Origin of the sequence: Nocardioides furvisabuli (genome assembly GCF_021083185.1) — a bacterium.
Taxonomy (GTDB): Bacteria; Actinomycetota; Actinomycetes; order Propionibacteriales; family Nocardioidaceae; genus Nocardioides; species Nocardioides furvisabuli.
Genome location: NZ_JAIGQB010000006.1, coordinates 1 through 12,819, shown reverse-complemented (window position 1 = coordinate 12,819; position 12,819 = coordinate 1). Strand labels below are relative to the sequence as shown.

General features: G+C 71.6%; 10 protein-coding genes and 1 rRNA gene. 7 read left to right on the top strand and 4 right to left on the bottom strand.

The genetic code is table 11. The features are described 5' to 3' along the window. Positions 1-160: 160 nt before the first annotated feature. Complete coding sequence (aceE, locus tag K4G59_RS13020) at positions 161-2,944, top strand: pyruvate dehydrogenase (acetyl-transferring), homodimeric type (RefSeq protein ID WP_231251494.1); 2,784 nt, start codon at positions 161-163, stop codon at positions 2,942-2,944. A 100-nt stretch (positions 2,945-3,044) separates the two neighbouring features. Here the strand turns inward: aceE and K4G59_RS13015 are convergent, their stop codons facing one another. Beyond that, on the bottom strand, positions 3,045-4,031 hold the full coding sequence (locus tag K4G59_RS13015; protein WP_231251493.1) for an alpha/beta fold hydrolase: 987 nt from the start codon (positions 4,029-4,031) through the stop codon (positions 3,045-3,047). Positions 4,032-4,198: 167 nt separating this feature from the next. On the opposite strand from K4G59_RS13015, the gene K4G59_RS13010 reads away from it, so the two are divergent. The 6 genes from K4G59_RS13010 to K4G59_RS12985 all read left to right on the top strand — a co-directional run bounded on the left by K4G59_RS13010 (position 4,199) and on the right by K4G59_RS12985 (position 10,713). Further along, positions 4,199-5,371, top strand: coding sequence for a PucR family transcriptional regulator (locus K4G59_RS13010; protein WP_231251492.1), 1,173 nt, complete (start codon positions 4,199-4,201; stop codon positions 5,369-5,371). Positions 5,372-5,450: 79 nt separating this feature from the next. After that, positions 5,451-6,635, top strand: coding sequence for an acyltransferase domain-containing protein (locus tag K4G59_RS13005; RefSeq protein ID WP_231251491.1), 1,185 nt, complete (start codon positions 5,451-5,453; stop codon positions 6,633-6,635). Further along, positions 6,635-7,645 (top strand): beta-ketoacyl-ACP synthase III, encoded by a 1,011-nt coding sequence (locus tag K4G59_RS13000; protein WP_231251490.1) that lies wholly within the window; start codon positions 6,635-6,637, stop codon positions 7,643-7,645. Before K4G59_RS13005 ends, K4G59_RS13000 begins: the two co-directional genes overlap by 1 nt. 56 nt (positions 7,646-7,701) lie before the next feature. After that, complete coding sequence (locus K4G59_RS12995) at positions 7,702-7,947, top strand: acyl carrier protein (RefSeq protein WP_135839746.1); 246 nt, start codon at positions 7,702-7,704, stop codon at positions 7,945-7,947. A gap of 85 nt (positions 7,948-8,032) precedes the next feature. Beyond that, positions 8,033-9,286 (top strand): beta-ketoacyl-[acyl-carrier-protein] synthase family protein, encoded by a 1,254-nt coding sequence (locus K4G59_RS12990; protein ID WP_231251489.1) that lies wholly within the window; start codon positions 8,033-8,035, stop codon positions 9,284-9,286. Then, positions 9,283-10,713, top strand: coding sequence for an acyl-CoA carboxylase subunit beta (locus K4G59_RS12985; protein WP_231251488.1), 1,431 nt, complete (start codon positions 9,283-9,285; stop codon positions 10,711-10,713). Before K4G59_RS12990 ends, K4G59_RS12985 begins: the two co-directional genes overlap by 4 nt. A 232-nt stretch (positions 10,714-10,945) precedes the next feature. On the opposite strand, the gene K4G59_RS12980 is transcribed toward K4G59_RS12985, so the two are convergent. The 3 genes from K4G59_RS12980 to rrf form a co-directional block, all read right to left on the bottom strand. Next, positions 10,946-11,425: a DUF3145 domain-containing protein gene (locus tag K4G59_RS12980; protein WP_425572359.1), complete on the bottom strand. Its 480-nt coding sequence runs from the start codon at positions 11,423-11,425 to the stop codon at positions 10,946-10,948. A gap of 192 nt (positions 11,426-11,617) precedes the next feature. Beyond that, a complete protein-coding gene (locus K4G59_RS12975) occupies positions 11,618-12,607 on the bottom strand; it encodes a tetratricopeptide repeat protein (RefSeq protein ID WP_231251487.1) in 990 nt (329 codons plus the stop codon). 92 nt (positions 12,608-12,699) lie between these two features. Beyond that, a 5S ribosomal RNA gene (gene rrf, locus K4G59_RS12970) occupies positions 12,700-12,817 on the bottom strand. Between the last annotated feature and the right edge of the window lie 2 nt (positions 12,818-12,819).

The following is a 12,819-nucleotide window of genomic DNA, read 5'->3' as shown; positions in this document are numbered from 1 at the left end:
CGAACACAGCAGGCGCCGCAACCCCGTCCCGCTCGGCGGGCGCCCGCAGCGGGGCGTGTCCCCCGCTCGTCCGGCCCTCGTCCCGCCCGTCGTCGCACGCCTCGTCCCGCCTACCCGCGGGTAGATTTCGTGGCGGCGTGTCGCGTGACACGATGCAGGGGTGAGTGACGTCGAGAAGTCCCGCAAGAGCCCGGCGATCGTGCCGGTGATCCACGAGGGACTCCCCACCCAGCTGCCCGACATCGACCCCGACGAGACCCAGGAGTGGCTCGCGTCCTTCGACGCGATGCTCGACGACCGGGGTCGCGACCGCGCGCGCTACGTGATGCTGCGGTTGCTCGAGCGGGCGCGTGAGAAGCAGGTCGGCGTGCCGGCCCTGCGCTCCACCGACTACATCAACACCATCCCGCCGGAGCGCGAGCCGTGGTTCCCCGGCGACGAGGAGGTCGAGCGCCGCATCCGCGCCTTCATCCGCTGGAACGCCGCCGTGATGGTGTCCTCCGCCAACCGCAAGGGCCTCGAGGTCGGCGGTCACATCGCGACCTACCAGTCGTCGGCGAGCCTCTACGAGGTCGGTTTCAACCACTTCTTCCGCGGCAAGGACCACGAGGGCGGCGGGGACCAGATCTACATCCAGGGCCACGGCTCGCCGGGCGTCTACGCCCGCGCGTTCCTCGAGGGCCGCCTGAGCGAGGAGCAGCTCTACCGCTTCCGCCAGGAGGTCCAGCACGGCAAGGGCGCCGGCCTGCCGTCGTACCCCCACCCGCGCCTGATGCCGGACTTCTGGGAGTTCCCGACCGTCTCGATGGGCCTCACGGCCATCGGCTCGATCTACCAGGCGCGCTTCAACCGCTACCTCGACAATCGCGGCGTCAAGGACACCAGCCAGCAGCGCGTGTGGGCGTTCATGGGCGACGGCGAGATGGCCGAGCCCGAGTCGCTCGGCGCGATCCGCGTCGCGGCCCGAGAGGAGCTCGACAACCTCACCTGGGTCATCAACTGCAACCTCCAGCAGCTCGACGGCCCCGTCACCGGCAACGGCAAGATCATCCAGGAGCTCGAGGCCAACTTCCGCGGCGCCGGGTGGAACGTCATCAAGGTCGTGTGGGGCCGCGAGTGGGACGACCTGCTCGCCAAGGACGTCGACGGCGTCCTGGTCAACCGGATGAACACCACCCCGGACGGCCAGTTCCAGACCTACTCGACCGAGGACGGCGCCTACGTCCGCGACCACTTCTTCGGCACCGACCCGCGCCTGCGCAAGATGGTCGAGCACATGTCGGACACCCAGATCGAGAAGCTCCCGCGCGGCGGCCACGACTACCGCAAGGTCTACGCCGCGTTCGACGCGGCCAGCAAGCACACCGGTCAGCCGACGGTGATCCTGGCGCACACCATCAAGGGCTGGACGATCGACGCCCTCGAGGGCAAGAACGCCACCCACCAGATGAAGAAGCTGACCCTCCCGGACCTCAAGAAGTTCCGCGACCGGCTCTACCTCCCGATCAGCGACCGCGACCTCGAGGAGTCCTACGAGAAGACCGGCGGCGCCCCGTTCTTCCACCCCGGCGCCGACGCACCGGAGATCGAGTACATGCTCGAGCGCCGCGAGGCCCTCGGCGGCTCGATCCCGCGCCGGATCAACCGCGCCACCGCCCTCAAGCTGCCCGGCGACGAGATGTACTCCGAGCTCAAGCAGGGCTCGGGCAAGAACAAGTTCGCCACCACCATGGCGGTCGTCCGGCTGCTCCGTGACTGGATGAAGGACCCGGAGATCGGTGACCGCGTCGTGCCGATCGCGCCCGACGAGTACCGCACCTTCGGCATGGACTCGATGTTCCCGAGCGCCAAGGTCTACAACCCCGGCGGCCAGCAGTACGAGTCGGTCGACCGCAAGATGCTGCTGTCCTACAAGGAGTCCGCGCAGGGCCAGATGCTCCACGAGGGCATCTCCGAGGCGGGCGCCATGGCGTCGGCGACCGCAGCCGGGTCGGCGTACTCCACCCACGGCGAGCACATGATCCCGTTCTACATCTTCTACTCGATGTTCGGCTTCCAGCGCACGGGCGACTCGATCTGGGCGATGGCCGACCAGCTGGCCCGTGGCTTCCTGATCGGCGCCACCGCCGGTCGCACCACGCTCACCGGCGAGGGCCTGCAGCACGCCGACGGCCACTCGCCGCTCCTCGCGGCGACCAACCCTGCGGTCGTGCACTACGACCCGGCCTTCTCCTACGAGATCAGCCACATCATGCAGGACGGTCTCGAGCGGATGTACGGCACCGGCGGCCCCGAGGGTCAGGGCGAGGACGTCATCTACTACCTGACGGTCTACAACGAGCCGGTCTCCCAGCCGGCCGAGCCGTCCGACGTGGACGTCGACGGCATCCTGCGCGGCATCCACCAGGTCTCGACCGCCGACGGCGAGGGTCCCCGGGTCCAGCTGATGGCCTCCGGCGTCGGCTTCCCCTGGATCGAGGACGCCGCTCGCATGCTCGCCGAGGACTGGGGCGTGCAGTCGGACCTGTGGTCGGTCACGTCCTGGAACGAGCTGGCCCGCGACGGCGCCGCCGCCGAGCAGTGGAACCTGCTGAACCCGGGCGAGGAGCGCCGCACCGCCTACGTCAGCGACAAGCTCGCCGGCGCGCAGGGCCCCATCGTCGCCGTGTCGGACTACATGCGCGCCGTGCCCCTGCAGATCGCGCGCTGGGTCCCGGCCGACTACCGCGTCCTCGGCGCCGACGGCTTCGGTTTCGCCGACACCCGTCCCGCCGCGCGTCGCTTCTTCCACATCGACGCCGTCAGCGTGGTCGTGCAGGCGCTGCAGGCCCTCGCCGACGCCGGCGAGTTCCCGGTGGAGAAGGTCGTCGAGGCAGCCGAGCGCTACCGCATCGACGACCCGACCGCGACCCAGGACATCAAGCAGGAGGGCGGGGACGCCTGACGGCTTCCCCGGCCACAACCCGTACGACCCCGCACCACGGCCACCGGCCCCTGAGTTGCCCAGCGACTCAGGGGCCGGTCCCGCTCTCGTGCAGGAGCCGTCAGGCGCCGGCAGCGCGACGAACGGAGTGGACCGGCGCGACCGGCGACTCGCCTGCCTCGGCCTGGACCGGGAACCGCAGCGCGCCCTCCTCGAGCAGCTCGCGCCAGCGGGTGCGGTCGTAGTGCGCAGGCTCCGTGGTGCGGATGAAGTCGCGCACGATCTTGGCGAACCGCTCGGGGTGGTCCTTGTGCGGGAAGTGGCCCGCGTTCGGGACGATCTCGATCCGCGCCGTCGGGGCGAGCGCGCTCGCGTTGCTGGCGTGGGCGACGGGGATGACGAGGTCGTCCGCGCCCCACACCACGAGCATCGGCATGGCCTCGGTCAGGTAGGCCCGGTCGGCCATCGTGACGATCTGGCCCTTCCAGTCCACGACCGCACGGGTCACATGACGGATGGCCGCACGGGTGCGCGGGTCCTTGAAGGAGTCGTAGATGTCGGCGACCTCGCCGAGGTCACGCACGTGCCGCACGCCGCTCCGGGAGAGCAGGCGCAGCGCGGCGGTGGCTGCGTGCCGCAGGCCCGGTGCCGACAGCACGGCCATCGCCTGGTGGAACCCGGGGGTCGTGATGGCGCGGATCGCTGGACTCACCTCGGGGCCGAGTCCTCCGGACGCGACCAGCACGAGCCGCTCCGTGCGCTCGGGGAACTGGTAGCCGAACTGCATGGCCACTCCCCCGCCGAAGCTGTGGCCGACCACGGTCGCGGTGTCGATCCCCAGCACCGTCAGCAGATCGCGCATCCCGTTGGCGTAGCCGCCGAGGCTGTAATCGGCCCGCGGCTTGTCGGACTGCCCGTGCCCCAGCAGGTCCGGCGCGATGACCGTGTGGGTGCGGGCGAGCGACTGCATCACCGGCGCCCAGGTCGTGCGGTCGCAACCGAGGCCGTGCAGGAGCAGCAGCGCCGGCCCCGAACCCATCCGCACGTAGGCGCGTCGGTGCCCGTGCACGGTGACGTGCTCGACGTGCGGGACGGTGCGACGCGGCACGCGGCCTCCAACCGATCGGGACAGGCCCCGGATTCAACCACGCACACCTCGCGCCCCGACCGGCGCACGGCCCACGACGCGAAGTCGTGACCTCGGCGTCCTTCGGCGCGCCTCCACCACCCTTCGTGGGAATCCCACTATGCGCGGCACGCCACTAGAGTCGCCCCATGCCCCCCTCCCGCCGTCGCGCCGCCGAGGCGCTGCGCAACTCCAGCGGAGCCCTCAGCACGGCCGCGACCGGGCGGATGGCGAGCGACCTGCCCTGGTTCGACGACCTCAGCGCCGAGGACCGGTCGTGGGTCGGGCTCATCGTCCAGGCGGGCATCCGCGGGTTCGTCGACTGGTACGACCGCGAGGTCCGCGCCTCCGCGCACGACCCGCTCGACGTCGTCGTCTTCGGTGCGGCGCCCCGAGAGCTCACCGGCGTGATCTCGCTGCAGCAGACCGTCGAGCTCGTGCGCCTGAGCATCCGCGTGGTCGAGACCAACATCGATGCGCTCCTCGACCCCGAGGACGCCCGCGAGGTCCATGACGCGGTGCTCCTCTACGCCCGCGAGGTCGCCTTCGCCACCGCGGCCGTCTACGCACGTGCCGCCGAGTCCCGCGGCGCGTGGGACGCCCGCCTCGAGGCCCTGGTGGTCGACGCCGTGGTGCGCGCCGAGGCCGACGAGACCGTGCTGTCACGCGCCAGCGCGCTCGGGTGGGGCGCCCACGGCGACGTCGCCGTCGTGCTGGGCGCGGTGCCGCCGCACCGTGCGGAGCTCGACGTCTTCGACTCCGTACGCCGCTCCGCGCGCGCCGGCGACATGGACGCCCTCTGCGCCACCCAGGGTGAACGGCTCGTGGTGATCCTCGGCGGCGTGTCGGACCCGCTCAAGGCAGCGACCCGGCTGCTCGACCACTTCGGCGACGGTCCGGTCGTCGTGGGACCGGTCACCGCCGACCTCGCCCACGCGAGCGCCTCGGCGCGTGCCGCGCTCTCGGCGCACCGGGCCGCCAGCGGGTGGCCCGACGCCCCGCGGCCGGTCGCGAGCCGCGACCTGCTGCCCGAGCGCGCGCTCGCCGGCGACGGCCACGCCCGGCGACACCTCGTCGACGAGGTCTACCTCCCCCTCATGGCCACCCGCGGCACCCTGCTGGAGACCCTCGGGGCATGGTTCGAGAACGGCGCATCGATCGAGGCGACCGCCCGCGCGCTCTTCGTGCACCCCAACACCGTTCGCTATCGCCTGCGCCAGGTCTCGGAGGTCACCGGCTGGTCACCCACGCGACCCCGGGAGGCCTTTGCGCTGCAGCTGGCCCTCATCCTCGGGCGTCAGTCCGGCCGCACGGAACTGTAGGAACCCTACAACGATCTGCCGGTGAGTTTCGTCGGCGTCGGACCCGCGGCCACGGCACACGAACCGGCAGAGTGGGCGTGTGCTCGTCATCGTCGCTCCCGGTCAAGGGGCCCAGACCCCCGGATTCCTCACGCCCTGGCTGGAGGACCCCACCTTCGCTGCGCGGTTCGACTGGCTGGCCACGGTGGCGGGCATCGATCTCGCCCACTACGGCACCGAGGCCGACGCCGACACGATCCGCGACACCAAGATCGCCCAGCCGCTGCTGGTCGCGACCGGTCTGGTGGCCGCGCTCGACCTGTTCCCCCACCCGGCCGACGCGTTCGCCCGCATCGGCGCGGTCGCCGGTCACAGCGTCGGTGAGCTGACGGCCGCCGCCGGCGCACGGGTCATCACTGCCGAGCAGGCGATGGTGCTGGTCCGCGAGCGCGGCAATGCCATGGCCGAGGCGGCCGCCATCACCGCCACCGGGATGACCGCCGTGCTCGGCGGCGACCGCGACGAGGTGCTGGCCGCGATCGAGCGCCACGGCCTGACCGCGGCCAACGACAACGGTCCCGGCCAGCTCGTCGCCGCCGGTACGACGGAGCAGCTCGCGGCGTTCGCCGCGGACCCGCCGGCCAAGGCACGTCTGATCCCGCTGAGCGTCGCCGGGGCGTTCCACACCACCCACATGGGTCCGGCGGTCGACCGGATGAGCTCGCTGGCCCGCTCGGTCTCGACCCACGACCCGCGCACCCCCGTGATCTCCAACCGTGACGGGCAGGTCGTGCACGACGGGCGCGACGTGCTGCGCCGCATGGTCGGGCAGATCGCCAACCCGGTCCGGTGGGACCTGTGCCTGGAGACGATGAGCGACCTCGGCGTCACCGGCATCCTCGAGATGCCGCCAGCGGGGACGCTGACCGGAATCGCCAAGCGCGCCCTGAGGGGCGTGGAGACCTTCGCCCTCAAGACGCCCGACCAGCTCGACGCCGCCCGAGACTTCTGCGACAAGCACGGCGAGGCCTCCCAGATCGAGACCACGCCGACCTGGCGCATGGTGGTGTCGCCCGCGAAGGGCACCTTCCACATCTCCCCCGAGGCAGCCGCGCTCGACGTGCTCGGACCCGGTGCCATGATCGGCGCCGTTGCCAGCCTGCGCGACCGCACCGACATCACCGCCGCCCACGGCGGCTCGGTGGTCGAGTGGCTCGTCGAGGACGGCGACCTCGTCTCCCCCGGCCAGCCGCTGCTGCGCCTGCACCCGGAGGGGTCGCACTGATGGCCGCGCTCACCACCACCACCGGCCCGCAGCACGCTTCCGTCCTCGGCGTCGGCGCCTACCGGCCGTTGCGCGTCGTGCCGAACTCCGACGTCGTCGACGCCATCGACTCCAGCGACGAGTGGATCCAGCAGCGATCGGGCATCAAGACGCGCCGCTGGGCCGGCCCCGACGAGTCGGTGCAGATGATGTCGGTCCAGGCGTCCCGGATCGCCATCGAGCGTGCCGGCCTCGAGCCCGGCCAGATCGACTGCGTGGTCGTCGCCACCGTCAGCCACCTCCTGCAGACGCCGGCGGTCGCCACGGCGATCGCGCACGAGCTCGGGACCGATGCGGCGGCGTTCGACATCTCCGCAGCCTGCTCCGGCTTCTGCCACGGCATCGCGCTGGCCTCCGACATCGTCCGCGCCGGCAGCTCGCGCTACGTCCTCGTCGTCGGTGTCGAGCGGCTCACCGACATCCTCGACCTCACCGACCGTGGCACCGCCTTCATCTTCGCCGACGGCGCCGGTGCGGCCGTCGTGGGTCCCAGCGAGACCGCAGGCATCGGCCCGGTCGTGTGGGGATCCGACGGCGAGCAGTTCGACCTGATCCGGCAGCGCGAGGACTGGCGCGACGTGGTCGGCAGCCCCGAGAAGCCCGGCAGCGGCGTCATGCCGCACCTCACCATGCAGGGCAACCCGGTCTTCCGGTGGGCGTCCTTCGCGATGGCGAAGATCGGCCAGCAGGCGCTGGACGCGGCGGGGATCACCCTCGACGACCTCGACGTCTTCGTGCCCCACCAGGCCAACATGCGCATCATCGACGCGATGGCCCGCTCCATGAAGCTGCCCCCCACGGTCCGCATCGCCCGCGACGTCGCCGACCAGGGCAACACCTCGGCCGCGTCGGTCCCGCTGGCGCTCGACCGGATGATGGCCGAGGGTGAGGCGAGGTCGGGTGACACGGCGCTGCTCATCGCCTTCGGCGCCGGCCTGTCCTACGCCGCACAGGTCATCACCGTCCCGTAGGACCCGCACCACCCCAGACCACCCCAAGCAGCACCCACCAGAAGAAGGGAAGGCCCATGGCCACCACCGAAGAAATCCGCGCTGACCTCGCCGAGATCGTCAACGAGGTCGCCGGTGTCGACGCCGACGACGTCCAGCTGGACAAGTCCTTCGTGGACGACCTCGACGTCGACTCGCTCTCCATGGTCGAGGTCGTCGTGGCCGCCGAGGAGAAGTTCGGCGTGACCATCCCGGACGACGAGGTCAAGAACCTCAAGACCGTCGGTGACGCCGTCGCCTACATCGAGCGCGCGCAGGGCTGACGCCCTCCCTGCCACGGGGGCCGGCAGCACGCCGGTCCCCGTGGCCCAGGACCTCCCCCCACCCCGCGAGAACGGAACCCACCTGATGCCCTCGACCCGCGTAGTCGTCACCGGACTCGGCACCACCTCCCCGCTCGGCGGCGACGTCGCGTCGACCTGGCAGGCCATGCTGGCCGGCGAGTCCGGCGTACGCCACCTCACCGACGACTGGGTCGACACGCTGCCGGTGAAGATCGGCGGCCGCGTGGCCGTCGAGCCGTCCGAGGTCCTCGACCGGGTCAAGGCCCGCCGCCTGGACCGTTCCAGCCAGTTCGCGATGGTCGCTGCCGAGCAGGCCTGGGCCGACGCAGGCCTCGAGGGCTCCGGGCTCGAGCCCGAGCGCCTCGCCGTGGCGGTCGCGTCCGGCATCGGAGGCGTGACCACCCTGCTCGCCAACTACGACGCGCTCCTCGAGAAGGGTGCGCGCCGGGTCTCGCCGCTCGCGGTCCCGATGCTCATGCCCAACGCCCCCGCAGCCAATGTCAGCCTCAAGTACGGCGCCCGCGCCGCCGTCCACGCGCCCACCTCGGCCTGCGCCTCGGGCAACGAGGCCATCGCGATGGCCATCGACCTCATCCGCCTCGGCCGCGCCGACGTCGTCATCGCCGGCGGCACCGAGGCCGCGATCCACCCGCTGCCGATGGCTGCCTTCGCCAACATGATGGCGTTGTCCAAGACCGGCAGCGAGGAGGGCGGCGACCCCACGCGCGTCTCGCGTCCGTGGGACACCGCCCGTGACGGCTTCGTCCTCGGCGAGGGCGGGGCCATCCTGGTCCTCGAGTCCGAGGAGCACGCCCGCGCCCGCGGCGCCAAGATCTACGCCGAGGTGCGCGGCGCCGGCATCAGCAACGACGCCCACGACATCGCCCAGCCCGACCCGGAGGGTCGCGGCGGCACCCGCGCCATCCAGATGGCACTGCGCGAGGGCGACGTCGACCCGGCCACCGTCGTCCACGTCAACGCCCACGCCACGTCGACGCCCAAGGGCGACATCGCCGAGGGCCTGATGCTGCACGCCGTCCTGGGCGAGCACGTCGACCGCTGCGTGGTCACCAGCACCAAGTCGATGACCGGCCACCTGCTCGGTGGCGCGGGCGCGCTCGAGGCGGTCGCCACCGTGATGGCGCTGCACGACCGGGTAAGCCCGCCGACGATCAACCTCGACGACAAGGACCCGGAGGTCGACCTCGACATCCCGACGGCGCGGCGCGACCTGCCCGACGGCGACATCGTCGCCCTCAACAACTCCTTCGGCTTCGGCGGCGCCAACGTCGCTGTCGCCTTCGGGAGCCTCCGATGACCGCCACCGCCGCCCGCCCGGCGAAGCTGCCCCGCGAGGACGACCCGCGCAACCCGGTCCATCGGCTGACCGCGCTCCTCGACGAGGGCACCCTCGAGCTCATCACGCCCGACGACGAGTCCGGCATGCTCGCGGCCGTGGGCCGGGTCGACGGCACCTCCGTCGTCGCCTTCTGCAGCGACGCCACGGTCATGGGCGGCGCGATGGGCGACGTCGGCTGCCGTGTCGTCGTCGACGCCTACCACCGGGCCATCACCGACGGCGTCCCGATCATCGGCCTGTGGCACTCCGGTGGCGCCCGCCTCGCGGAGGGCGTGCTGTCGCTCCACGCCGTCGGCCGGATCTTCCAGGTCATGACCCAGGCGTCGGGCGTCATCCCCCAGATCTCCGTGGTCCTGGGCCCCGCAGCCGGCGGCGCCGCCTACGGCCCCGCCCTCACCGACGTCGTCATCCTCGGTCCGGAGGGACGGATCTTCGTCACCGGCCCCGACGTCGTGCGCTCGGTGACCGGCGAGGACGTCGACATGCTCCGTCTCGGCGGGCCCGAGCCGCACGGGCGACGCTCCGGCGTGGTCCACATCCTCACCGAGTCCGAGCGAGAAGCCCTCGACCGCGCCCGCACCGTCGCCTCCCTCCTCGGTGCGCAGGGCAGCCTGGCCGTGGAGTCGGTCGACGACCGCGACCTCAGCGCCCTGCTGCCGGAGTCGAAGAAGCGTGCCTACGACGTCCACCCGCTCGTCGACGGACTGCTCGACGAGGGCACCATGCAAGAGCTCCACGCCCGCTGGGCGCCCAACATCGTCACCGCGCTGGGTCGCTTCGGCGGCCGCACGGTCGGAGTCGTGGCCAACAACCCGCTTCGCCTCGGCGGCTGCCTCGACTCGCTGTCGGCGGAGAAGGCGTCCCGCTTCGTGCGGATGTGCGACGCGTTCGGTGTGCCGCTCGTCGTCCTGGTCGACGTCCCGGGCTACCTCCCCGGAGTGGGCCAGGAGTGGGACGGGGTCGTACGCCGCGGAGCCAAGCTGCTGCACGCCTTCGGCGAGTGCGTGGTCCCGCGTGTCACCCTCGTGACGCGCAAGACCTACGGCGGCGCCTACATCGCCATGAACGCACGCTCCCTGGGCGCGACCCGCGTCTTCGCCTGGCCCGGCGCCGAGGTGGCCGTGATGGGCGCCGTGGCGGCCATCCGGGTCCTCCACCGTCGCAAGCTCGCCGAGGTCTCCCCCGAGATCCGTCCGCAGGTCGAGGCCGAGCTCGCCGCCGAGCACGAGCGCATCGCCGGCGGCGTGGACAAGGCCGTCGAGATCGGCGTCGTCGACGAGGTGGTCGAGCCGACCCGCACCCGGAGCGCGATCGCGGAGGCCATGCGCCACGAGATCGACACCGTGGGCGTACGCCGCGGGCGTCACGGCAACATCCCGCTCTGAGCGTCGCGCCACGCACGTCACGCTCGGTCGGTGGACCTCCCGTGCCCTCGGAGGTGTCTGCATGCTGTCGGCCCTGATCACCGCCGCGGCCGTGGAGCTCGAGCTCCCCTGCCACCGCCCCGGCGACCGCTGGCGGCAGGGAGCCCGCTGTACAGGTCGAGGTGTCGGAAGCCCTGGACGCCCCCGACGGAGACCTTCACGCTGCGACGTGCGAGGTCCTGGGACGACCGACTCAGACGACCTGGTGCAGCCAGCGCACCGGGGCGCCCTCGCCGGCGTGGCGGAAGGTCTCGAGCTCGTCGTCCCACGGCTTGCCCAGCAGCTGGTCGATCTCGAGCAGCAGTGTCGTGTCGCCGAGCGCAGCCTTGACCACCGCCGCCTTCAGCCGGTCCTCGGGGATGAGGATGTCGCCGTGGGGTCCGGTGATCGCGTGGAAGATGCCCAGCTCAGGGGTGCACGAGAAGCGGGTGCCCTCCGAGGAGCTGGTGGGCTCCTCGGTGATCTCGAAGCGCAGGTGGTTCCACCCGCGCAGCGCAGACGCCACAGCGGCAGCGGTGCCAGCGACACCGGACCACGACAGCTCGGCGCGGTAGGCACCCGGCTGGGCAGGCTGAGGAGTCCAGTCGAGCGAGACGGCAACTCCGAGGACTCCGCCCACGGCCCACTCGATGTGCGGGCAGAGTGCGGAGGGTGCAGAGTGCACGTAAAGAATGCCCCTCGTTGCCGGACCGTCCGGGCGGGAAGCAATGCGTGTGGTCACTGTGACCTCCTTGAGTTCCGACGCTCCAGATGCGCCTTCCCCAGCGTTCTGTCGTCGGTGCTCGACGGGAGTCAAGTGACACGTATGTGATTAGGGGTCCATTGTGACCGATGTGGCGCCCGAACGCCAGCACAAGCACACGACTCAGGACTGGCGTCGCTCCAGGAGGTCCGCACGCGCCGCGGCGTCGGTGATTTCGTCGGAGTCGATCGCATGCGTGCGGTGGAACCACGCCAGCGCGTCGGACTCGCGCCCGGCAGCCTCGAGGGCGTCGGCGTACGCGTAACGCAGGCGTACGACCCACGAGGACCGGCTCTTCGACGTCAGCGGTGCGAGCTCGAGCGTCCGCAGGGCAGCGTCGATCTGACCCATGTCGCGGCGGGCGCCGGCCTCGACCAACGTCATCTCCGCCTTGGCCTCGGAGGCGAAGTTGGCCACCGACGGGCTCTTGGCCAGCTTGATGGCCTGCTCGGGGTTGCCGAGGGCCCGGTGGCAGTCCGCCATGATCGGCAGGTAGTCCGTCGCGCCGTTCATGCGCTTCGCTGCGCGCAGCTCCGACAGCGCCTCAGCGTAGTGACCGGCTGCGTACGCCGCCTCGCCCGCCGCCTCGCGCACCACCGCGATGCGCGACGCACGCGCTCGAGCAGCCAGCGTGTGCTGGTAGGCCTTCTCCGGGTCCTCGTCGATCAGCATGCCGGCCGCCGCGAGGTGGCGCGCCACTCGGGCGGCGAGCTTCTCGGGCAGGCCCTTCAGCTGCGCGCGCACGCCGCGGTCGAGCTCGGCCCCCGTGATGTCCTCGGGCAGGTCCGGACCGTCGTAGACCGCCTGGTCGACGGTGCGGACCTTGTCGTCGCGCCGATCGCGGTGAGGGCGGTCCTGCGCGCCAGCCTGCTTCTTGCCGCCCTGGTAGCCGCCGCTGCGCGCCGCGCCGCCCTTGCCTCGGGGCGCGTCGTCACGACCGCCACGGCCACGACTGTCGGAGGACGACGACGAGCGGCCACCCGAGCTCCGCGAACCCCCGCGGCTGTCGTCACCGCGACCTCCCGAGCCGCCGGCTCTGCCGGCTCCTGCTCCACCTCGTGACGGACGCTGTCCTCGACGGTCCTCGGCCACGGCCGCACTTCCCTTCTTCACGTATCGAACCCCGTCCCGGGGCAACCGTACTCACTGATGCCCTGAAATGGAGCAGAGGCCCCCAGGTATCTGGGGGCCTCTGCCAAATGTATGTCCGGCGGCGTCCTACTCTCCCACAACCTCTCGGTTGCAGTACCATCGGCGCTGAAAGGCTTAACTTCCGGGTTCGGTATGGGACCGGGTGTTTCCCGTTTCGCTATGGCCGCCGTAAC

Coding starts and splice junctions, on each gene's coding strand:
- K4G59_RS13010 (WP_231251492.1), top strand. CDS start 4,199: ATGCCCCCCTCCCGCCGTCGCGCCGCCGAGGCGCTGCGCAACTCCAGC.
- K4G59_RS13000 (WP_231251490.1), top strand. CDS start 6,635: ATGGCCGCGCTCACCACCACCACCGGCCCGCAGCACGCTTCCGTCCTC.
- K4G59_RS12995 (WP_135839746.1), top strand. CDS start 7,702: ATGGCCACCACCGAAGAAATCCGCGCTGACCTCGCCGAGATCGTCAAC.
- K4G59_RS12990 (WP_231251489.1), top strand. CDS start 8,033: ATGCCCTCGACCCGCGTAGTCGTCACCGGACTCGGCACCACCTCCCCG.
- K4G59_RS12985 (WP_231251488.1), top strand. CDS start 9,283: ATGACCGCCACCGCCGCCCGCCCGGCGAAGCTGCCCCGCGAGGACGAC.